Origin of the sequence: Pseudomonas fragi, from assembly GCF_025426255.1 — a bacterium.
Lineage (GTDB): Bacteria > Pseudomonadota > Gammaproteobacteria > Pseudomonadales > Pseudomonadaceae > Aquipseudomonas > Aquipseudomonas kulmbachensis.
The window spans coordinates 4,821,750-4,843,837 of the sequence record NZ_CP104861.1; the positions used below are offsets into that span (position 1 = coordinate 4,821,750).

Below are 22,088 nucleotides of genomic sequence, written 5' to 3' on the forward strand. Positions count from 1 at the left end.
AAACTCTTCTTCTCCTTATCGGCGAATCTGCGCCAGACTATAGGCGGTAAAGCCGAAAAGCCATTCAACCCATTACGGGCGTGTCCACAATCGATGATGACCGCGTTCCCACCATGGCCAACGAAACCTGCGCACCGACATCTACACCCACCACCCTCGATGCCTGGGTCGCACGCCTGGACGCTGTTGATCTGCCGATTCCGCAGAACAGCCATCTGCGGGCATACAAGGCAATCAACGACAATCGCCGCTCATTGCGCGAGATTGCCGAGGTCATGCAGGACAGCCCGGCACTCGCGCTTAGGCTGATTCGCGAGGCTAATCAGCAAGCCCAGAGCAGCCTGAGCGAGCCGGCCGAAAGCCTTGAAGTGGCCATCAATCGCCTGGGCCTGAAACGTACGCAAGCATTGCTCGAAAACGTACCCGCCCTGGCAATCGAAGAAATCCCGCTGGCCTATCGGCAAATCCAGCTCATCAGCCAGCATGCGGCACAACAAGCCATTGGCCTGTTCGGCAATCGTCTGGCGCGGCTCTGGCAAGAAATCTATTGGAGCAGCTTGCTGTTTCTGTCGCCGCTGTGGGCCCTGGCGCTTGCCCACCCGCTACTGCTTGAAGCCTGGGAACGACGGGTAATCGAGCAAGGCGAGTGCGCCAAAAAAGTCGAGCTGGCCCTGTTTGGTGTACCGCTGTTTGAGATCTGCCGCACGCTGGCCGAGCTGTGGCGACTGCCGGCCTGGGTGACGCATAGTCATACGGTAATCACCAACGAGCGTCGCACGCTGGTCAAGGTGTTGCACATTGCCCGCGACACTCATCATCCGCTGCGCCAGCAACAGCAGCTGGACGCAGAGCCAGCACTGCGGCGCTGGCTCAACCATCCCGCCAACAGCGTGTTACTGGCCAACTGCCTGGCGCTGTCGGCCCAGCAGGCCTGGGACACACCGCATAATTTGCGCTGGCAGTTTATCACCAGCCTGTACCTGCAAATGCCGCTGGATGAAGTGCAACAGCAGGCGCACCAACAGGCCGTGAGCAGCGCACGCTACCACTCGCTGCCAGACCTCTGGCACCCGGCCCAGGCGTTGCTCTGGCCGTGGGATGCACGCCGTACCGGCCCCGCCGCGCTGGCTGCACCACCGCCATCGGCCGAGGCACTGACCGCGTGGCGCAAGCATTGTGGGGAACTGTTGGAGCAACCGAGCGCGTTTACTAACCCGATGCACCTGACCACCTGCGCCCGTGAAGCCTTGCTCGCGTGCGGCATGCGCCGGATGATGTTGCTGACCCCCGATAAAACCTCGACGACTCTGAGCGTCAACCAGATGGCAGGACTGGCAAAGACCGCCCTCGACCTGAATCTGAACATCAGTGAGAGCACGGCGCTGCAACGCTTGATGACGCAACCGGCGCAAGTACGCCTGACGCCCGAGAACAACGCCGTGATATCCGCTGTTTTGCCCTATAGCCTGCGCAGCCTGTTCCCTGGCGAGCATCTGCTGCTACGCTCGCTGAGCAGCAACGGTCGCGTAGTCATGCTGATCCTCGCGGATCAGGGCGGCGGGCCACTTTCTGAAACCAGCGTGCAGGCATTTGGCAAAACCGCCCAATGTATCGAGAAAGCCCTGAATAGCTTTAGTACTCGCGGGCGCTAGCGCTACAATCCCCCCTTTTTTGCTCTGGAGGCTTCACATGCCTGGCTTCTCTGGCTTGCCGTTAGTGATTGAGCCCAGCGACCTGCTCGCCCGGCTCGACGCCCCCGAACTGATTCTGGTCGACCTGACCAGCGTCGCGCGCTACGAAGCCGGGCATATTCCGGGGGCTCGTTTCGTCGATCCCAAGCGCACACAACTGGGACTGCCACCGGCACCCGGCTTGCTGCCGTCCCAGGCTGCGCTCGAGACGCTGTTCGGTGAACTGGGGCATAACCCGAATGCGGTCTACGTGGTGTATGACGACGAAGGCGGTGGTTGGGCCGGGCGGTTTATCTGGCTGCTGGATGTGATCGGGCACAAGGCTTATCACTACCTGGATGGCGGCATTCACGCCTGGATTGGCGACGGTTACGCAGTCAGCCAGGACGTACCGCCAGCCGCCAACGGCACAGTGTCACTGACCTTGCACGACGAACCTACCGCGACCCGCGAGTACCTGCAAAGCCGCTTGGGCGCTGCCGACCTGGCAATCTGGGATGCGCGCACCGCAGCCGAATACACGGGCGAAAAAGTGCTGGCGGCCAAGGGCGGGCATATCCCCGGAGCGATGAATTTTGAATGGACCGCTGGCATGGATAAAGCCCGCAGCTTGCGAATCCGCACTGACATGGCGCAGATCCTCAAGGACCTGGGCATCACGCCAGACAAAGAAGTGATTACCCACTGCCAGACTCACCACCGTTCTGGCTTTACTTATCTCGTCGCCAAATCGCTCGGTTATCCGCGCGTCAAAGGCTACGCCGGCTCTTGGGGCGAATGGGGCAACCATCCCGATACGCCTGTCGAGCTGCCTGTAAAAAATTAAGGACCTTGAATGAAAAAGCGTTTGTTCCTCCTCAGTCAGTACCTGCTGCCGCATCACCTGCTCTCACGCCTGGCCGGCTGCATTGCCGAATGCCGCGTGCGCTGGTTCAAGAATGCGTTCACCACCTGGTTCGCCAAGCGTTATCAAGTGGATATGTCCCAAGCACTGGTTGAGGACGTTACCGCCTACGAGCACTTCAACGCCTTCTTCACCCGCGCCTTGAAAGACGGTGCCCGCCCGCTGGATCAAACCCCCGGTGCGGTGTTGAGCCCTGCCGATGGCGCAGTCAGCCAGTTGGGCCCGATTGAGCACGGTCGCGTGTTTCAGGCCAAAGGTCACAGCTACAGCGTGCTGGAGCTGGTGGGTGGCGATCCTGCTGTGGCGGCACAGTTCACTGGCGGCGACTTTGCCACCATTTACCTGTCGCCCAAGGACTACCACCGCGTCCACATGCCACTGGCGGGCACCCTGCGCGAAATGATCTACGTACCGGGCCGCCTGTTCTCGGTTAATCAGACCACGGCCGAAAACGTGCCGGAGCTGTTTGCCCGCAACGAACGTGCCGTGTGCATTTTTGATACAGAGCGTGGCCCGATGGCCGTGGTATTGGTTGGCGCCATGATCGTGGCATCGATTGAAACCGTGTTTGCCGGTCTGGTAACGCCGCCTAAACGCGAGCTGAAAACCTTCCGCTACGACGAAGCTGCCCGTGCGCCGATCCATCTGGAGAAAGGTGCCGAGCTGGGTCGCTTTAAACTGGGTTCTACCGCCATCGTGCTGTTCGGCGCGGACCAGGTGAAATGGGCTGAAGGCCTGACGGCGGGCTCGCCGGTGATGATGGGGCAGAGCATTGGTGCGCCGGCTCACGCCGAATAAAACATAAACCTTAACCTGTGGGAGCGGGCTTGCTCGCGATGCTGTCAACTCGGTACATCTGAATCACCGAGGTGATGCCATCGCGAGCGAGCCCGCTCCCACAGTTTATTTACAGGCCCTTACGGTCGCGCTGGCCCAGCAGATACAGCACGCCATCCAGACCCAGGGTCGAAATGGCATGCTTAGCCGACTTTTTAACCAGCGGCTTGGCACGGAATGCCACACCCAGCCCAGCAATCGCCAGCATCGGCAAGTCGTTGGCACCATCCCCGACCGCAATGGTCTGCTCCAGACTCAAGCCTTCCTTTTGCGCCAGTTCACGCAGCAAGTCCGCCTTGCGTTGTGCGTCAACAATCGGCTCGACCGCGACACCGGTCACCTTGCCATCCACCACTTCCAGCTCGTTGGCAAACACATAGTCGATGCCCAGCTTCGCCTGGACCTGCTTGGCGAAGTAGGTGAAGCCGCCCGACAGGATGGCGGTCTTGTAGCCCAGTCGTTTGAGCTCAGCAAACAGTACTTCGGCGCCTTCGGTCAGGCGCAGCGAGGCACCGATGGCATCCAGCACGCCCACATCCAGACCTTTGAGCAGCGCCATGCGCTCCTTGAAACTGGCCTTGAAGTCCAGCTCACCGGCCATCGCACGCTCGGTGATTGCAGCCACCTGTTCACCGACACCCGCAGCCTTGGCCAACTCGTCGATCACTTCGGCTTCGATCAGCGTGGAGTCCATGTCGAACACCGCCAGACGGCGATTGCGACGGAACAGGGTGTCTTCCTGAAGCGCGATGTCCACGCTCAGTTCCTGCGCCAGGTTGAAGAAGTCGGCACGCAGCGCATCCACATCTACAGGCTCGCCGCAAACACGCAGCTCGATGCAGCTTTTGCTCAACGCAGTCGGCGCATCCAGCGGCACACGGCCTGACAGGCGATCCGTCTGCTCGATGTTCAGCCCATGCTGGCTGATGATCGAGGTCACACGCTGCAACTCACAGGCAGTCACTTGACGACTCATCAGCGTTACCACATGACGGGTCTGACTTTGCTCGTTGACCCAGCGCTGGTAATGCTCTTCGCTGATGGGGTCAAAGCGCAGTTGCAGGCCTTCCTGGGCAATCAATGGCTGCAAGTCTTTGAGCACCGCCGAAACCAGCTCTGCTTGCGGAATTTCCACCAGAAAACCCAACGACAAAACGCCATGGATGGCGGCCTGACCGATGTCGAGAATATTCACACCATTGCTGGCCAGTACACCGGTAATGGCCGCAGTGAGACCCGGACGATCTTCACCGGTGATGTTTATCAGGACGATTTCGCGCAAGGCACACCCCCATTCGCTAAAAAAAACGCATTCTACCCACTTTCAGTGACCATCGGGCACCGCCAAGGCTTTGCCGTCTCCGGGCTGCTCGCTATACTGCGCACCAACTTAACGGACTAAGAGCCGCGCTCAGTGAACCGGCCATTGCCTGTCAAAACAGATAACTTCTTCCTGCTGATCTTCCGGGCCCTGCGCGATCGTCGCGTTCCGCTTGCTCTGCGCATTGCCACCCATAACGTGATTCTGGTCGCCTTGGCGCTGGTCATCTACGCCGTAGTGATGGGGCTGCAATTCAAGCAGGCCATGCACGAACAGGCCGATGCCCTGGGTCAGAGCCTGACCACGCAAACCGCTACCTCGGCGACCGAGCTGCTGGTGTCCAACGACATCCTCAGCCTCAACGTGCTGCTCAACAACCTGACCAAAAATCCACTGGTGGCCCACGCGGCTATCTATAGTGTCGATAACCGCATCCTCGCCGAAGCCGGGCAACGTCCCAAGAACGGCCTGTTGGGCGAAACCGAAGGCGTGTATCAAACCAAGATCACCTTTCAGGATGTGACCGCTGGGCATCTGCGTATCAGTCTGGATATGAACCAGTTTGAGCAGCCGATGACTATCAGCCTGCAGAGCATGGGCATCTTGAGCGCCATATTACTGGCCCTGGCATTGGCCTTGAGCTTGCGTTTGGGTCGCCATATCACCACACCGCTGTTGCAACTGCGGGTATGGCTGCGCGAACCCGACCCGTACACCCCGGCCATTCAGCGCCAGGATGAAATCGGTGATCTGGCCCGTCAGCTTCACACCCGCCTGGCCCCTCCGGCACCCGAGCCGGAACCCGAGCCAGAACCGGAAGAAGAAGACTACGACGACAGCGACTACGAAGAAGCCGAAGACAACGAGCCTACTTTCGAAGTACGCAACCTGAGCGACCCTACTTTCGATGAGACCCCACCTGCCCCTGCCCCTAAAGCAGCACCCCGGCAGTTGATCAACACCGAAGAAGACGAGAACGACGACGAAGATCCGTTCGCCGATCTGCGCGACACTGGCACCACCAAAGCGGCGCCGGTTGTGCTGGCCAAGCCCAAACCGGCCGCGTCCACAGCGCCACAGCCAAGTGCCGTGCTCGCGGTGCAACTGGGCGCACAAGAACAACTGCGTCGCCTACCCCGCGCCCGGTTGATGGAGCTGCTGGAGCGCTATCGCGACTGCCTGAATCAGGCGGCTTCGCTGTATCAAAGCGAGCTGCACACACTGAACGATGGCAGCACGCTGATGTTGTTCCACAGCGAAGACAGCGGCGAAGACTACCTGACCAACGCCATTTGCTGCGGCGAACTGCTGCGAGCCCTGGGTCACGCTTTGCAGATCGAAGTCGCGGACAGCGGCATCACCCTGCAATTGCAACTCGGCCTGGTACTGGGCGAAGGCTTGAGCGGCATCAGCCAGATTGACCTGCTGCTGACTGAAACCGCGCAGGACGCCCTTGCCCTGTCGCAACACAGCCGCAACCTGCTGCTGGTTGAGCGCAAGATCAGCGACGACTCGCTGATTCGTCAGCGTGCCCGCATCCGTCCGATTGCCAGCCCTGAAGGCGCCTGCTGTGTTGAGCGCCTGATGGAGCCCTACCCGTCCATGCTGGAACGCCAACTGGCGCGGATGCACGAGAGCCGGGTATAGAAGAGGGCTTTTGACCCTCCATAAAAAATCCCGCACATGTGCGGGATTTTTTGTTTCTGGCATTTAACCTAGAAGCGGAACACTTCCATGTCCGTACGAATCGGTGAAGCCATAGGGATTTTCGGCTTTTCCGCTTCTTGCTTCGGCTCGGCACGGGCCGCTGGCTTGCGCGGTTCAACCAGCGGTGGCTGGTTGGCCAGTGGTTTAAGCGCCACTGCCAATTGCTCGCTCAACTGCTGCAGCAACTTGCCTTGCGCCTTGACCTGATCAGCCGTGCTGCCCGCATGCGGCTGCTCCAGGTGAACAATACGGTTGTCACGCACCTGCCCGCGACGGTCAATCAAACGCCATTGCGCATCCAGCACTGCGGGCAGGTTCTTGCCCGAGTCCAGGCGAGTGATCGACAGCAGTACCTGTACATCCGGGCTGAAGCCCGCAGTGGCAGGCGCCAGAACAACACGCTGGCTGTCCAGACGCCACGCCAGCTGGCGCACCAGCAGTTGATCGATATCTGACGACAGGCTGCCAGCCCATCGACCGTCGGTTGCGGCGCTCAGGCTGCCATCGGGTTGACGTTGCAGCAGGGTTTCACGTTGCAGGTAGTCGGCCACGCTGATCGGGCCAAGTACCACGGCCATGCCGGCGCTTTGCGCAGGCTGGCCGGGGGTGCCGCTGTCCAGTTGGTACAAGGCCGCGGGCTGGTGCGTGCTGCACCCCGCCAGACCCAACACACCGGTCAGCAACGCAATTAAGGGAAGGCGTAGAACGTTCATCATTCCATCCAGGTGGCCGCCATATGGCAGGCCGCAGTGTGATTCTCGAAAGGTTCGCAAGGCACATTGCCATGAGCCGTGTCGCAAACGCGGCATATCATCCGCGAATATTGGACCTGACTCCAGCGCTGTCGCGCCGATCTGCGCGTAAAAAACGCAGATCGGGCACCTAAACAGGCTTAATTGGGTATTTCTACCAACAAGGCATCCACACGCTGGAAGCCTCGCGGCAGTTTGTTACCCCGCCGGCCACGCTCACCTTTGTAGTGCTCAAGATCATCCGCCTTGAGCGACAAGGTGCGCTTGCCTGCCTGCAACACCAGTGTGGCGTTGTCCGGGAGCACGGCAAGGTCAGTCACATATTCTTCACGGTTGGCCACGCGATCGCCGGGAATACCGATGATCTTGTTGCCCTTGCCCTTGCCCAGTTGCGGCAGGTCGCTGACTTTGAAAATCAGCAGGCGGCCCTCGGTAGTCACGGCTGCCAGCCAGTTGTGCTCGCGGTCGTTGACGGGCTTTGGCTGCATGACTTGCGCGCCTTTGGGCAGGCTGAGCAATGCCTTGCCAGCCTTGTTTTTGGCTTGCAGGTCTTCACCCTTGACCACAAAACCGTAACCAGCATCAGAGGCGATAACGTACAGCGCATCGTCTTCCGGCAACAGCACACATTCAAAGCTTGCGCCGGGCGGTGGAGTCAAGCGGCCGGTCAGCGGCTCGCCCTGGCCACGGGCCGACGGCAAGGTGTGCGCCGCCACCGAGTAGCTGCGCCCCGTGGAGTCGATAAACACCGCAAATTGATTGGAACGTCCGGCCGCGGCGGTTTTGTAACCATCCCCCGCTTTATAGGACAAACCTGTCGCATCCAGGTCGTGACCTTTACCGCAACGCACCCAGCCTTTTTCAGACAGAACAACCGTGACCGATTCAGTCGGCACCAGTTCGTTTTCCGACAGGGCTTTGGCTTCAGTACGAGACACAATTGGCGAGCGACGGTCGTCGCCATAAGTTTCGGCATCGGCCAGCAATTCGGTGCGGACCAATTTTTTAAGCTTGGTTTCGCTGCCCAACAGGGTTTGCAGCTTGGCCTGCTCTTTACGCAGCGCATCTTGCTCGGTGCGCAGCTTCATCTCTTCAAGGCGGGCCAACTGGCGCAAGCGCGTGTCGAGAATGTAGTCAGCCTGGATTTCGCTCAGGGCAAAGCGCGCAATCAACTCGGCCTTGGGGTGTTCCTCGGTACGGATGATGTGAATCACTTCATCGAGGTTCAGGTACGCGGTAAGCAAACCGTCCAACAGGTGCAGGCGACGCTCGACTTTATCGAGGCGAAACTGCAGTCGGCGGCGCACCACATTAACCCGGAACTCCAGCCATTCCACCAGCAAAGCGCGCAGGTTTTTCAGCTGCGGCTTACCGTCCAGACCGATGATGTTGATGTTGACCCGGAACGTGGACTCAAGCTCGGTTACGGCGAACAAGTGCTGCATCAGTTCGTCGAGATCGACCTTGTTGTTACGCGGAATGATCACGATACGGCACGGGTTTTCGTGGTCAGATTCGTCGCGCAGGTCAGTGACCATTGCCAGCTTGGTCGGCTTGGCCTGCATCAGGGCCGCGATCTGCTCCAGCACCTTGGCACCGGATACCTGATGCGGCAGCGCGGTGACCACGATGTCGCCGTCTTCAATGTGATAAACGGCACGCATGCGCACCGAACCACGGCCGGTCTGGTAGATCTTCAGCAGGTCAGCACGGGGGGTGATGATTTCAGCTTCGGTCGGGTAGTCCGGGCCCTGAATGTGCTCGCACAGCTGCTCAACGGTGGCCTTGGGCTCGTCGAGCAAGCGCACGCAAGCCGCTGCCACTTCACGCAGGTTGTGCGGCGGCACGTCGGTGGCCATGCCCACGGCGATACCGGTGGTGCCATTGAGCAGGATGTTCGGCAAACGTGCGGGTAATACCGCAGGTTCGTCGAGGGTGCCGTCAAAGTTTGGCACCCAGTCCGCAGTGCCCTGGCCCAGCTCGCTGAGCAGCACTTCGGAGTAACGCGATAAGCGCGCTTCGGTGTATCGCATGGCCGCGAACGACTTGGGATCGTCCGGCGCACCCCAGTTGCCCTGACCGTCGACCAGGGTGTAGCGATAGCTGAACGGCTGCGCCATCAACACCATGGCTTCGTAGCACGCCGAGTCGCCGTGGGGGTGGAACTTGCCGAGGACGTCACCGACGGTACGCGCCGATTTCTTGTGCTTGGAGTCAGCGTCCAGCCCCAATTCGCTCATGGCGTAAATAATACGCCGCTGTACGGGCTTAAGGCCGTCGCCGATATGCGGCAGGGCCCGGTCCATGATTACGTACATGGAGTAGTTGAGGTAGGCCTGTTCGGTGAAGTCGGCCAGTGACCGGCGTTCTACGCCGTCCAGGCTGAGTTCAAGGGAGTCGCTCATGCGGACCTCATTCAGTTCGTTGTCTGGCGCAGCAGCATGGTGCCGCCGCGCTGGGTAAATTCAAGTTTGTTCAGCGCACTCATGCCCAGCAGCACTTGCTCGCCTTCCAGCCCCGGAGCCGCCACTGCACGCACGTCGCGCAACACAATGGCGCCCAGTTGCAGCCGGTCGATGCGGGTCTGATAGCCCTGGGTGCGGCCATTGGCGGTGTTCAGGGTCACGGGGACACCTTTGGGCAACGCCAGTTGTCTGGCCAGATCCATCGGCACTGCCACATCGGTGGCGCCGGTATCCAGCAAAAACTCCACCGGCACGTTGTTGATCCGGCCGCTGGCGACGAAGTGACCCTGCGCGTTGCCGAGCAGTTTGACCTCGATATAACCCTCGCCTTGTTGCGAGGTGACTTCGGTATTGGGGTTTGCCTGACGCTGTTCCCAGCGCCCGAAAAATTGCGCTGCCAGGTACAGCCCGGCACACCAAGCCACGATCATGAAGACGCGACCGACACCTTTACCCGGTGCTTGCTGGCTCATGATTTGACACTCCAACCACCTTGCGGGGCAGCAAAGCGCCAGACGATGGGGCGCTTCTCGCCATCGGCACGGACATGGTTGCCGTTGTCGACACCGATCCAGGCGCCTTTGGCATCCAGGCTCAAGGCCTCGGCATTGCCATAGGCGCTGTTATAAAGCCGCCCTTCGGTCAAAGCATCATTGCCAAATGACCAGCAGCGCTCGATTTCACCCGTATCCGGGGTACGCCGACAAATGCGATAGGCCATGCGCTCAAGGGTAAACAGCTTGCCCTCGAACAGCGCCAGATCGGCAAAATCCTTTTGCTGGGCCCTGGCCTTGAGCTGAGGCGGCGCCTGTTCAAGACCGCCTTCACTCATGAGTACGCAACCGCCTGCGCAATCCCACACACTCTGTTTTTTGCGGATGGTCAGCAAGCCACGGCGCTCACGCTCCGCCGCCAGCCAGATCTGGTTGCCCTGCGGGTTGATGGCGATGCCTTCAAACAACGCATTAAAATGCAGCAACATGCCACTGGCACGGGCCTGACGCACCAACGTCGGGTCAATCTTGAGCCAGGCCGGCGCGCCCGTCAGCGGAACTTGCAACACAGCGGCATGGGCTTCACTGACCACATAGCGGTTGCCCGCGTCGTCGCACGTGATGCCTTCAAAATCCAGAGCACCGCCGCGCAACGGGCTGATGGCTTTACCCATCATCCGTACACCCCACGGCAAGCCGCTTTCCGGCGGCGGCGGAACTTCAATGCTCAGGGCCTCGGCTTGCCACACGGTAGTACGCTGATCAAGGCGATAAATCTGATCATCATCGCGATCCGAGACGGTCCACAACTCACCTGAACACAGCGCCAGGCCAGACAGATTGCCACCGCGCATGCCTGCAACCGGGTGCTCTGACTGCAGCACCAGCTCTGGCCAGGTATTGGCCATGACTGGCGCAGCACCCAACCAGAGCAAGCCCAGCAAGGCACTGCGCATCAGGCCAGCACCTGCGCCAGGTTACCTTTGGATTCGAGCCATGACTTGCGATCACCGGCGCGCTTCTTGGCCAGCAGCATATCCATCATTTCGCTGGTAGCGGCGTAATCTTCCAGCGTCAGTTGCACCAGGCGACGGGTATTTGGGTCCATCGTGGTTTCGCGCAACTGTGGCGGGTTCATCTCACCCAGACCCTTGAATCGCGTGACCTGTGGCTTGCCACGTTTTTTCTCGGCCACCAGCCGGTCAAGAATGCCGTCACGTTCTGCTTCGTCCAGGGCGTAGAAAATCTCTTTGCCCAAGTCGATGCGGTACAGCGGTGGCATCGCCACGTACACGTGACCGGCGTCCACCAGCGGACGGAAGTGCTGCACGAACAACGCGCAGAGCAAAGTCGCAATGTGCAGACCGTCGGAGTCGGCGTCGGCCAGGATGCAGATTTTTCCGTAGCGCAACTGGCTGATATCGGCTGCGCCCGGATCGACACCGATGGCTACGGCGATGTTGTGCACTTCCTGACTGGCCAGCACTTCACTGCCGTCGACTTCCCAGGTATTGAGGATCTTGCCGCGCAACGGCAGGATCGCCTGGAATTCCTTGTCCCGTGCTTGCTTGGCTGAGCCGCCAGCGGAGTCACCCTCTACCAGGAACAGTTCGGAACGCATCGGATCCTGCCCGGCACAGTCGGCCAGTTTGCCCGGCAAGGCTGGGCCTTGGGTGATGCGCTTGCGCTCGACCTTTTTACTGGCCTTGAGCCGGCGTCCGGCGTTGTTGATCGCCAGTTCGGCAAGCTGCATGCCCATCTCGGGATTGGCGTTGAGCCACAGGCTGAAGGAGTCTTTGATCACGCCCGATACAAATGCTGCCGCTTCACGGGAGGACAGTCGCTCTTTGGTCTGGCCGGAGAACTGCGGTTCCTGCATCTTCATCGACAGCACGAACGCAATGCGTTCCCACACGTCTTCGGGCGCCAGCTTCACGCCACGCGGCAGTAAGCTGCGGAACTCGCAGAACTCGCGCATTGCGTCGAGCAAACCCTGGCGCAAACCGTTGACGTGAGTACCGCCCTGAGCTGTAGGGATCAGGTTGACGTAGCTTTCCTGAACGCTGTCACCCCCTTCAGGCAGCCACAGCAAGGCCCAGTCGATGGCTTCTTTATTACCGGCCAGGCTGCCGCAGAACGGCTCATCCGGCAGGCGTTCGAATTCGCTGACCGCGTCGACCAGATACGAGCGCAGGCCGTCTTCGTAATGCCACTCGACCTTTTCGCCGGTGCCTTTGTCTTCAAAGCTGACCAGCAGCCCCGGGCACAGTACGGCCTTGGCCTTGAGGACGTGCTTGAGACGGCTGACCGAGAACTTGGGCGAATCGAAGTATTTGGGGTCCGGCGCGAAGTACACGCTGGTGCCGGTGTTGCGCTTGCCGACCGTACCGATGACTTCCAGATCGGTGGCTTTATAGCCATCGGCGAAGGTCATCTGGTATTCGTTGCCGTCGCGCTTGACCTTGACCCGCACCAGCGTCGACAGCGCGTTGACCACCGAGATCCCCACGCCGTGCAGGCCGCCGGAGAACTGGTAGTTTTTGTTGGAGAACTTGCCACCCGCGTGGAGCTTGGTGAGGATCAGCTCGACACCTGACACACCCTCTTCCGGGTGGATGTCCACCGGCATGCCGCGCCCGTCATCGCTGACTTCCAGTGAGTGATCGGCGTGCAGAATGACTTGCACCGACTTGGCGTGACCGGCCAGGGCTTCGTCGACGCTGTTGTCGATGACTTCCTGAGCCAGGTGGTTGGGCCGACTGGTGTCGGTGTACATGCCAGGGCGTTTGCGCACCGGGTCGAGGCCCGAGAGGACTTCGATGGCGTCGGCGTTATAAGAGCTAGCGCTGGGAGTGGCCATAGGGTCTCGTCGTTAGTCGTAAGTGAAAAATAAGGGCCATTCGACGGGCGCCTTAAAGGGCCGCAAAGTCGATGGTTTGAAACTGTTCGGCGCCTATCCCTGCAAAGCTCAACAGCTCTGGCAGTTGCTGGGCGAAACCTTGGTAACTGTGATCGCCACCCGCCTGAATACGCAATGTACAGGCCGCGTAGTACTTTTCAGCGTAGCGGTAGTCCAGGGTTTCATCGCCTGTTTGCAACCACACCTGATACCGCTGCGGGTCTTGGGGTGCTGCCACTTCGAGCTCGGCCAACGCCTGCACATGATCGTGGGTCAGTTCCCAGGTTTGGCCGCTGTAGTGGTTGGTTTGCGTGCCCAGATAACCGTCGAACATCCGATGCGGGCTGACGGCCGGGTTGACCAGCAAGGCTTTGAGGCCATGTTGCTCGGCCAACCAGGTCGCATAGTAGCCGCCGAGCGAGCTACCGACCAGCAATGGCCTGCCCAGCTCGCTGATCGCGGCCTGCAATTGGGCCATGGCCTCACGCGGATGGTGGTGCAAGGCTGGCACCCGCAACTGCTCGCCTTGCCCGATGCGCTGCATCACTGTCGTCAACTGCGTGGCCTTCTTGGACTCGGGGGCACTGTTGAACCCGTGGATATACAAGATTGAACCCGACATGTGATGACCCCCGAAGACACATTAAGCTGAACACAGCATCAAGAAAGACGCGCAGTTTAGCCTGACTCAAGGGCAATGACTCGCTTCAAGATATTTCAGTAATTATTGGCGCTGTAATCCGGCTCGAAAGTGAAACCGGCCAGGCGCGACACGCCGGTTTGCAACGTGCCATCAGGTTGCAGGCGCAACCAGCGGTAGCCCGGTGCCTCGTTGCTGACCTTGAAGTCCTGGCTGCCAACTGCGAACTGGATACAGGTCGACGGCGATGCCAGCAGCCGGACATCGTTGCGCTGCTGATCGAACGGCTGATGCACATGCCCCCAGAGCACCGCCCGGGCCTGTGGATAACGATCCAGGACCGCCCAGAACTCCTTGGCGTTGCGCAGGCCAATCGGCTCCAGCCACTCACACCCCACCGACACTGGATGGTGATGCAAGCACACCAGATGATGACGTTCGGGCGCTTCACTCAAGGATTGCGCCAGCAGTTGCAGTTGGTCGTCTTCCAGATAACCGGGAGTGGAATGGGGCACCGCCGAGTTGAGCAACGTAATGCGCCAATTGCCGATATCAACCACCGCCTCCAACAGACGACTTTGTACGGCGGCTTCGCGCATTTGCGGTATTTGATCGTGATTACCGGGGATCCAACGGGCAAACGGCGCCAGTTGCGCCGTCAGTTTGCGAAAGTGCTGATAAGCCTCGACGCTACCGTCCTGGGTCAAATCGCCAGTGGCCAGTACGCCGTCGATATGCGGTTGCTCGGCGCGGATCAGATCGATGACCTGTTGCAGGCTCTGCGCCGTCTTGAGCCCCAGCAGCGAACCGTCTGGATCAGCAAACAAATGGCTGTCAGACAGCTGCACCAGCAGCACCGGATCTTCGGTGGTCAGCGTGGATACATTGGGCAAGGTGGCTCTCCCGGGAGGGGTCAATGAATGGCTCGATTATGCAGCCACCGTTCAAACTTTTGTAGCCGCTGCCGAAGGCTGCAACGAGCAAAAGCGCTGGCTCAGCGCACTTCAGCGTATTCATGCCCACACGCCAGGCAATGACTCAGCCACTCACCCAAAAACACATTGAGCTGGGCTTTTTCGTCAGGCTGGTGCATGGCTATGTTGGGATAAGGATAGATGCTGCGAAAGCGCCGGGCATGCTCGGCAGCGACTACTTCGGCCATACGCGCATCGTGATACACCTGCACCTGCAACTCGGGCACCGGCAACCAGGGCAAGCTGTGTTCCTGACGCACCCGCAGGGTGGTGGTGTACGGGCAGTCGAGAATCACCTCAAGCGTCAGTACACCCAGCATTTGATCACCCTGGGTCACAGCGATCCGACGCGGGCCAGGTTGCTCGCGCATCTCTGGCAACAAACGCATCAGCCGCGCGTAGTTGGCCTCGCAAGCTGCTTGCAGCCCGATCAGATCAACTCGATAACGATCGCGAACCCCATTTACGACCATAGCCCCCTCACTTCAGCGCGATTAAGCGCCAGCCATTGCAGGGCAATAATGCTCGCTGCATTGGAAATACGTCCATCACGTACTGCTTGCAGCGCATCTTCGTACGCCCATACCGTTACACGGATATCTTCCGCTTCTTCTTCGAGGCCATGCAAGCCACCCACACCCACGGTGCTGCAACGCCCCAGGTACAAATGCACAAACTCGGTGCTGCCGCCCGGTGACGGGAAATAACGGGTGATCGGCCACAGTGACGAGAACGTCAGTCCGGCCTCCTCCTCACCTTCACGGTGAGCGACCTCTTCAGGCACTTCGGCCTTGTCGATCAACCCGGCAACCAGCTCGATCAGCCACGGGGTTTCGGTCTTGCCCATGGCCCCAACCCGAAATTGCTCAATCAGTACCACTTCATCGCGCTGCGGGTCATAAGGCAGTACGCACACCGCGTCATGACGCACAAACACTTCGCGACTGATCTCACGGCTCATGCCTCCGGCGAAGAGTTCATGGCGCAGGTGCACGCGATCAAGTTTGTAAAAACCCTGATAACCGTTCTCGCGTTTTACGATCTCAACGGCGCTCGGCGTGGCCTTGGTGATATCAGTCATTGCAAACCCCTTGCTGGCGAATTTCACCGGGGTGGCCCTCGGCATCGCGCATCCTAACGCGCCTGCACCTGCGGATGCAGCCTCTTTTATGACGCGGGGATAGACGGATTGCCTGCAAAACAACTCTAATTGGCTCTATGTAAGCTTAGTGGCGAACCGATGCCCATGCTGGCAGTCGAACCACCATTATTTCCCCTTTCTTTCGACGATGAAGGACGACCATGTCGCTTTTAAAGTTTGCTTCCATGACTTGCATCGCCCTGACCCTGGGCGCTTGCCAAAGCATGTTTCAACCTTCGGTACAAAAACCGCTGGGGTTTACCAATGATGCCTCGGAGCAAGTCAAAGCCGGCTGCAGCGGCCAGGACTGCCCACTGGTGAATATCGACACATTGCACTTCGCCGACGCGCCCAAGCTCGACGCGCTGATTGAAAGCCGCCTGTTGAGAATGACCGTCAGCTCCCCTGACGAAAAAATGGCACCATCGCTCAACGCCTACCGCGAGCATTTCCTGCGTACCGCCGACAGCCGCAACAGCACCTATTTGCAAGCCAAGGTACGCGAACAACATGACGGTCTGGTGATTGTCGAGCTGTCCAGCTACCTGGACACCGGCGGCGCACATGGCATGCCGGGGCGTGGCTTTATCAACTATTCACGCAAAGAACAAAGAGACGTGACCTTGCAGGACATGCTGCTGCCGGGTCAGGAGCAAGCCTTTTGGGGCGCCGCCAAAGTGGCCCACAACAACTGGTTGATCAGCAGCCACTATGGCAGCGATCCGGAGTTCGTAAAAAACTGGCCGTTCGAGAAGACCCCGCACGTAGCGCTGCTCAAGGACAACGTAGTGCTCAAATATGACGTGTACAGCATTGCGCCGTACTCCGAAGGTCATGTTGAGCTGAAGATCCCCTACTCGCGCCTGAAAGGGATTTTTAAACCTGAGTGGTTCCCGGCCCAGGGCTAACCACAACCTGTAGCCGCTGCCGCAGGCTGCGATGGGCAGCGCAGCGGCCCCTGCCATCAAGGTCGAAAACTAAGGCCCTTCGGGGCCTTATCGCAGCCTGCGGCAGCGGCTACAGATTTAGTGCTCCGTGCTCAGGGTTAAGGGCGTTTTTGCAGCGCGCCCCAACACCCACTGCAACACCCCGGCCAGCAACAACGCAGGCAAGGTTGCGCCAATATCCGGCAATAAATTGGCCAGCAGGTGATAAGTCACCACTCCGCCCAACCAAGCCAGCAAGGTAGGCCAGCGAAACAGAGTTGGCATCACCTGGGCGCTGCGCTTGCGCAGGACAAAGTGGTCCACCAGCACCACACCGAACAATGGCGCAAACACCGAGCCGATCAACAACAGGAAGTTCTGGTACTGCGCCAGCGGCGCGAAGCAAGCGATCAGGGTGCAGATCACACCGATAGCCAAGGCCAGATGCTCAACTTTCAAACGCAGCAATATCCCGCCAGAAACCGCCGCCGAGTGAATATCGGCAAAAGCGTTCTCCGACTCGTCGAGCAAAATCAGCAGTAACGGAATACCCAACCCCGCACCCGCCAGCGCCAACAGCAGCGCATTGACTTCACCGCTCGGCGCAAACGCCAGGGTGTAAGCCACGCCTAGGCTCATCAACCAGAAATTACCGATAAAGAAGCCCAGTGCCGTGCCGCCGAATACACTTTTGGCGCGTTTGCCGAAGCGTGAGTAATCCGCAATCAGCGGCAGCCAGGACAGCGGCATGGCGATGGCGATATCAAAACCCACGGCAAATGGCAGCGAGCCATCGCCCTTTTGTGCCAACAGCGCAGGCAGGTCGGCTTTGGAAAACAGGTTCCAGGTCAGCCAGATACAAGCCGCCAGCAGCAGCCAGATACCCCATTTGCGCAACACCTTACGCACAAAGGTCAATGGCCCGCTGACTGCCAGCAAGGTAGCCAGAGCGCCGAAGAACAGCGTCCACAACAAGGGGTTGCTCAGCAGGCTGCCTTCGTTGAAGGCCCGGGCACCGAGCAGGCTGGCCGCATCGCGCATCACGATGATTTCGAACGAGCCCCAGCCAATCAGTTGCAACACATTGAGCATGGCCGGGAGCATGGCGCCGCGGGTGCCGAGGCTGAGCTTGAGCGCAGCCATCGATGACAAGCCGGTATCGCTGCCAATCACGCCGACCGAGGCCAGCAGCGACACGCCCACCAGCGTGCCGAGAAAAATCGCCAGCAACGCACCTGTCAGCCCCAGCCCCGGTGCAAGCAACGCGCCGGTCTGCAACACCATCAGGCCAATGCCAAGGGAAAACCACAGGGAAAACAAATCACGACCGCCGAATACGCGCCGGTCCAGAGGGACAGCAAGGTCGGGGGAGTAAGTGCCGGGTGTGTTCAAGGAATGAGCCTCAAAAAGAAGGACAAACCCTGTAGCCGCTGCCGCAGGCTGCGATAGGTTGCGCAGCGACCTTCGCTTGTTAAAGGTCCTGCGGCCCTTATCGCAGCCTGCAGCAGCGGCTACAGAGATTTGCGCCAGCAGGGCTGGCGCGTTTCAGATCACACTTTTTTGTACAGCTGACTGCCTTCCTGCTTGAAGCGCTCAGCCTGTTCAGCCAGGCCTTTGGCAACGTCCACGTCGATAGCATCGATGCGCTGGTTAGCGGCGTAGATGCGCACTTCCTGGGTGATTTTCATCGAGCAGAATTTCGGCCCGCACATGGAGCAAAAATGCGCGACCTTGGCCGAATCCTTGGGCAAGGTTTCGTCGTGGTAGGAGCGCGCGGTGTCCGGGTCCAGGCCGAGGTTGAACTGGTCTTCCCAGCGGAACTCGAACCGCGCCTTGCTCAACGCGTTATCACGGATTTGCGCCCCCGGATGGCCCTTGGCCAAATCGGCAGCGTGGGCAGCGATCTTGTAGGTGATGATCCCGGTCTTCACGTCATCCTTGTTCGGCAACCCCAGGTGTTCCTTGGGCGTTACGTAGCAAAGCATGGCACAACCGAACCAACCGATCATGGCCGCACCGATACCCGAGGTAATGTGGTCGTAACCCGGAGCAATGTCGGTAGTCAGTGGGCCGAGGGTGTAGAACGGCGCCTCGTCACAGCACTCCAGCTGCTTGTCCATGTTCTCTTTGATCAACTGCATCGGCACGTGGCCAGGGCCTTCGATCATGCATTGCACATCATGCTTCCAGGCGATTTTGGTCAGCTCGCCGAGGGTTTCCAGCTCGCCAAACTGCGCGGCGTCGTTGGCATCGGCAATCGAGCCCGGACGCAAGCCATCGCCCAGCGAGAAGCTGACGTCGTAGGCCTTCATGATTTCGCAGATTTCGTCGAAATGGGTGTAAAGGAAGTTCTCTTTGTGGTGCGCCAAGCACCACTTGGCCATGATCGAACCACCGCGGGACACGATGCCAGTCACGCGCTTGGCGGTCAGCGGCACATAGCGCAGCAACACACCGGCGTGGATGGTGAAGTAGTCGACGCCCTGCTCGGCCTGTTCGATCAGAGTGTCGCGGAACAACTCCCAAGTCAGGTCTTCGGCCGCGCCGTTGACCTTCTCCAGCGCCTGGTAAATCGGCACGGTGCCGATCGGCACCGGCGAGTTGCGGATGATCCACTCGCGAGTTTCGTGGATGTGCTTGCCGGTGGACAGGTCCATCACCGTGTCCGAACCCCAGCGAATGCCCCAGGTCAGCTTGGCCACTTCTTCTTCGATGGACGAGCCCAACGCACTGTTACCGATATTGCCGTTGATCTTCACCAGGAAGTTACGGCCGATAATCATCGGCTCCAGCTCAACGTGGTTAATGTTGGCCGGGATGATGGCGCGACCGCGGGCGATTTCTTCGCGCACGAATTCAGCAGTGATTTCTTTCGGGATGCTGGCGCCGAAGCTGTGGCCAGGGTGCTGCTGATCCAGCAGACCGGCGGCACGAGCTTCTTGCAACTTCATGTTTTCGCGGATGGCGACGTATTCCATCTCGGCGGTGATGATGCCCTTACGCGCATAGTGCATCTGGGTGACATTAGCCCCGGCCTTGGCCCGACGCGGGTTTTTCACGTGGGCAAAACGCAGCTTGGTCAGCTCTGCATCGTCCAGGCGCATTTGCCCGAAGTTCGAACTCAGGCCCGACAGGCGTTCGGTGTCGGCCCGGTCATCGATCCACGCCGAACGCACGTCACCCAAGCCTTTGCGCACGTCAATCTGCACGGACGGGTCGGTATACGGGCCGGAGGTGTCGTAGATCAATACCGGGGCGTTCACTTCGCCGCCAAAATCGGTAGGTGTGACATCCAGGCTGACTTCACGCATCGGCACCAGAATGTCCGGGCGCGAACCCTGTACGTAGACTTTTTGCGAGCGGGTAAACGGCTTGACCGACTGCTCATCGACCTTGGCCGAATCACTGAGATTGATCGCGTTTTTTGGTTTTGTACTCATCACGGCTCTCCAGACTGCATCCAGGCGGATTGTCGGAGGGAGAACCTGAAAAATGTACGGATGCACCCAAGGACTGGATGCTGAGTGACGGCCTCGAACGACTGATCATTTTTTGACCAATCGATCCCGGACAGCACTCAAGAGGACTCGCCGGGAGACGAGAAATCTTGTTCCCTACGCAGGCGCTAACCTGATCAGGTTCAACGGGATCCGAAATTATTCGATCTCAGCCTCATAGCAAGGCACCCCGACAAGAACCCGGCCAGTCTAGACAAGAGTGAGACAGAACGCCAACACCACAATCAAGCGGGTGATAAAAGGCGCAACAACGCCATTGTTGCAAGGTGCCACCACTACTACACTCGCTACTTCTTGAAAACGCGAGTCGGACTCGGGCTTTCATTTTTCGCATTCTTGAACTAGGGATCGCTCATGCTGCGCAAACTATCACTGGCTCTAGCCGTGTCTTGGGCGACCAGCGCAATGGCTCTGGATACCACCGCCCCATTGTCCAACCAAAACGGCCTGGTCAGCGTTTACCAGGAGGCTGTGGATAACAACGCTGATCTGGCGGCTGCCCGCGCCGATTACTCCGCACGCAAGGAAATCGTGCCCCAGGCCCGCGCCGGTTTGCTGCCCAACCTGTCGGGAGGTGCCGAGTCGAGCAATGTGCGCACCTCCATCGACCAGCCGTCACTGACGACCACCCGCAGCGCAGTGGTGTATCAGGCGACCCTGGCACAACCGATCTTCCGGATTGATCGCTGGTTCCAGCTCAAGGCGGCCGAATCGGTCAATGAACAGGCTGCACTGCAGCTCTCGGCCACCGAACAGAACTTGATCCTGCAAAGCGCCAATGCCTATTTTTCGGTACTGCGCGCCCAGGACACACTGGCAGCCACCAAAGCCGAAGAGGCCGCGTTCAAGCGCCAGCTGGACCAGTCCCGCGAGCGCTTTGACGTGGGTCTGTCGGACAAGACTGACGTGTTGCAATCCCAGGCCAGCTACGACACGGCACGCGCCAATCGGATGCTCGCTCAGCGCCAGGTCGAAGACGCCTTTGAGTCGCTGATTACCCTGACCAACCGTCAGTACAACGCCATTGAAGGCATGCGCCATACCTTGCCGATCTTGCCGCCGACGCCCAATGACGCCAAGGCATGGGTCGACACCGCCGGCCGGCAGAACCTCAACCTGCTGGCCAGCAATTACGCGGTGGATGCCGCCGAAGAAACCCTCAAGCAACGCAAGGCCGGCCACGCGCCAACCCTTGATGCCGTGGTGCAGTACAAGACCGGGGACAACGACGCCTTTGGCCTGAGCAACCCCAACGCCCTCAACCAGCGCTATGGCGGCGATGTGTCACAACGCAGCATTGGCGTGCAGTTGAACATCCCGATCTACAGCGGCGGGCTGACCAGTTCGCAGGTTCGCGAGTCGTACTCGCGCCTGGACCAGACCGAGCAGCAGCGTGAAGCCCTGCGTCGCCAGGTGGTCGAAAACACCCGCAACCTGCACCGTGCGGTGAACACCGACGTTGAGCAGGTACAAGCACGCAAACAGTCGATCATCTCCAACCAGAGCGCGCTGGAAGCCACGGAAATCGGCTATCAGGTCGGCACACGCAATATCGTCGACGTGCTCGACGCCCAACGCCAGCTGTACAACTCAGTGCGTGATTACAACAACAGCCGCTACGACTACATCCTCGATAACCTGCGCCTCAAGCAGGCAGCGGGCACCCTGAACCCTGGGGATCTGGAAGCGCTGTCGCGTTACCTGAAAGCCGACTACAACCCGGACAAGGACTTCCTGCCACCGGATCTGGCCAAGGCGGCCGAAGCCAATATGCGTTCGCCGGGTAATTGACTGGCGCAGGTTGCGATCTTTTCGCTGC

18 protein-coding genes and 1 riboswitch are annotated in these 22,088 nt (G+C 59.5%); of the genes, 6 read left to right on the forward strand and 12 right to left on the reverse strand.

Features of this window, described 5'->3' with window-relative positions; all coding sequences use genetic code 11:
• The first annotated feature begins 113 nt into the window (after positions 1-113).
• From N7D90_RS22215 to asd, 3 genes are read left to right on the forward strand one after another with little or no spacing between them, the layout of a single operon-like run.
• Positions 114-1,652, forward strand: coding sequence for an HDOD domain-containing protein (locus N7D90_RS22215; RefSeq protein ID WP_261742511.1), 1,539 nt, complete (start codon positions 114-116; stop codon positions 1,650-1,652).
• A 37-nt stretch (positions 1,653-1,689) separates the two neighbouring features.
• The gene (locus tag N7D90_RS22220; protein WP_261739981.1) at positions 1,690-2,517 is read left to right on the forward strand and encodes a rhodanese-like domain-containing protein; all 828 of its coding nucleotides are present in this window, start codon (positions 1,690-1,692) and stop codon (positions 2,515-2,517) included.
• 9 nt (positions 2,518-2,526) lie between these two features.
• Positions 2,527-3,393 carry an archaetidylserine decarboxylase gene (gene asd / locus N7D90_RS22225; protein ID WP_261739982.1) on the forward strand — a complete coding sequence of 289 codons (867 nt, stop codon included), beginning with the start codon at positions 2,527-2,529 and terminating at the stop codon, positions 3,391-3,393.
• Between the two features lie 109 nt (positions 3,394-3,502).
• Here the strand turns inward: asd and serB are convergent, their stop codons facing one another.
• Positions 3,503-4,714: a phosphoserine phosphatase SerB gene (gene serB, locus N7D90_RS22230; RefSeq protein ID WP_261739983.1), complete on the reverse strand. Its 1,212-nt coding sequence runs from the start codon at positions 4,712-4,714 to the stop codon at positions 3,503-3,505.
• 132 nt (positions 4,715-4,846) lie between these two features.
• On the opposite strand from serB, the gene N7D90_RS22235 reads away from it, so the two are divergent.
• A complete protein-coding gene (locus tag N7D90_RS22235; protein ID WP_261739984.1) occupies positions 4,847-6,400 on the forward strand; it encodes an AhpA/YtjB family protein in 1,554 nt (517 codons plus the stop codon).
• A 68-nt stretch (positions 6,401-6,468) separates the two neighbouring features.
• On the opposite strand, the gene N7D90_RS22240 is transcribed toward N7D90_RS22235, so the two are convergent.
• The 9 genes from N7D90_RS22240 to N7D90_RS22280 all read right to left on the reverse strand — a co-directional run bounded on the left by N7D90_RS22240 (position 6,469) and on the right by N7D90_RS22280 (position 15,765).
• Entirely contained in the window at positions 6,469-7,173 is a 705-nt protein-coding gene (locus N7D90_RS22240; RefSeq protein WP_261739985.1) for a membrane integrity-associated transporter subunit PqiC, read from the reverse strand.
• A 179-nt stretch (positions 7,174-7,352) separates the two neighbouring features.
• Entirely contained in the window at positions 7,353-9,617 is a 2,265-nt protein-coding gene (gene parC, locus N7D90_RS22245; protein ID WP_261739986.1) for a DNA topoisomerase IV subunit A, read from the reverse strand.
• 11 nt (positions 9,618-9,628) lie between these two features.
• Complete coding sequence (locus tag N7D90_RS22250; RefSeq protein WP_261739987.1) at positions 9,629-10,150, reverse strand: TIGR02281 family clan AA aspartic protease; 522 nt, start codon at positions 10,148-10,150, stop codon at positions 9,629-9,631.
• On the reverse strand, positions 10,147-11,127 hold the full coding sequence (locus tag N7D90_RS22255) for an esterase-like activity of phytase family protein (protein WP_261739988.1): 981 nt from the start codon (positions 11,125-11,127) through the stop codon (positions 10,147-10,149). Before N7D90_RS22255 ends, N7D90_RS22250 begins: the two co-directional genes overlap by 4 nt.
• Positions 11,127-13,031: a DNA topoisomerase IV subunit B gene (gene parE, locus N7D90_RS22260; protein ID WP_261739989.1), complete on the reverse strand. Its 1,905-nt coding sequence runs from the start codon at positions 13,029-13,031 to the stop codon at positions 11,127-11,129. The genes N7D90_RS22255 and parE overlap by 1 nt, the downstream gene beginning before the upstream one ends.
• Before the next feature lie 52 nt (positions 13,032-13,083).
• Positions 13,084-13,692 (reverse strand): YqiA/YcfP family alpha/beta fold hydrolase, encoded by a 609-nt coding sequence (locus N7D90_RS22265; protein WP_261739990.1) that lies wholly within the window; start codon positions 13,690-13,692, stop codon positions 13,084-13,086.
• A gap of 95 nt (positions 13,693-13,787) precedes the next feature.
• Entirely contained in the window at positions 13,788-14,603 is an 816-nt protein-coding gene (cpdA, locus tag N7D90_RS22270) for a 3',5'-cyclic-AMP phosphodiesterase (protein ID WP_261739991.1), read from the reverse strand.
• Between the two features lie 101 nt (positions 14,604-14,704).
• Positions 14,705-15,157: a DUF1249 domain-containing protein gene (locus N7D90_RS22275; RefSeq protein WP_261739992.1), complete on the reverse strand. Its 453-nt coding sequence runs from the start codon at positions 15,155-15,157 to the stop codon at positions 14,705-14,707.
• Positions 15,148-15,765, reverse strand: a complete 618-nt coding sequence (locus N7D90_RS22280) for an NUDIX domain-containing protein (RefSeq protein ID WP_261739993.1) — start codon at positions 15,763-15,765, stop codon at positions 15,148-15,150. Before N7D90_RS22280 ends, N7D90_RS22275 begins: the two co-directional genes overlap by 10 nt.
• A gap of 221 nt (positions 15,766-15,986) precedes the next feature.
• Here N7D90_RS22280 and N7D90_RS22285 point away from each other — a divergent pair, with 221 nt between their 5' ends.
• Positions 15,987-16,733, forward strand: coding sequence for an RsiV family protein (locus tag N7D90_RS22285; RefSeq protein WP_261739994.1), 747 nt, complete (start codon positions 15,987-15,989; stop codon positions 16,731-16,733).
• 117 nt (positions 16,734-16,850) lie between these two features.
• On the opposite strand, the gene cytX is transcribed toward N7D90_RS22285, so the two are convergent.
• On the reverse strand, positions 16,851-18,143 hold the full coding sequence (gene cytX / locus N7D90_RS22290; RefSeq protein ID WP_261739995.1) for a putative hydroxymethylpyrimidine transporter CytX: 1,293 nt from the start codon (positions 18,141-18,143) through the stop codon (positions 16,851-16,853).
• Between the two features lie 158 nt (positions 18,144-18,301).
• Positions 18,302-20,191 (reverse strand): phosphomethylpyrimidine synthase ThiC, encoded by a 1,890-nt coding sequence (thiC, locus tag N7D90_RS22295; RefSeq protein WP_261739996.1) that lies wholly within the window; start codon positions 20,189-20,191, stop codon positions 18,302-18,304.
• Between the two features lie 154 nt (positions 20,192-20,345).
• Positions 20,346-20,451: riboswitch (TPP riboswitch) on the reverse strand.
• Between the two features lie 172 nt (positions 20,452-20,623).
• Here thiC and N7D90_RS22300 point away from each other — a divergent pair.
• Positions 20,624-22,060, forward strand: a complete 1,437-nt coding sequence (locus N7D90_RS22300) for a TolC family outer membrane protein (protein ID WP_261739997.1) — start codon at positions 20,624-20,626, stop codon at positions 22,058-22,060.
• The last annotated feature ends 28 nt before the right edge of the window (positions 22,061-22,088 follow it).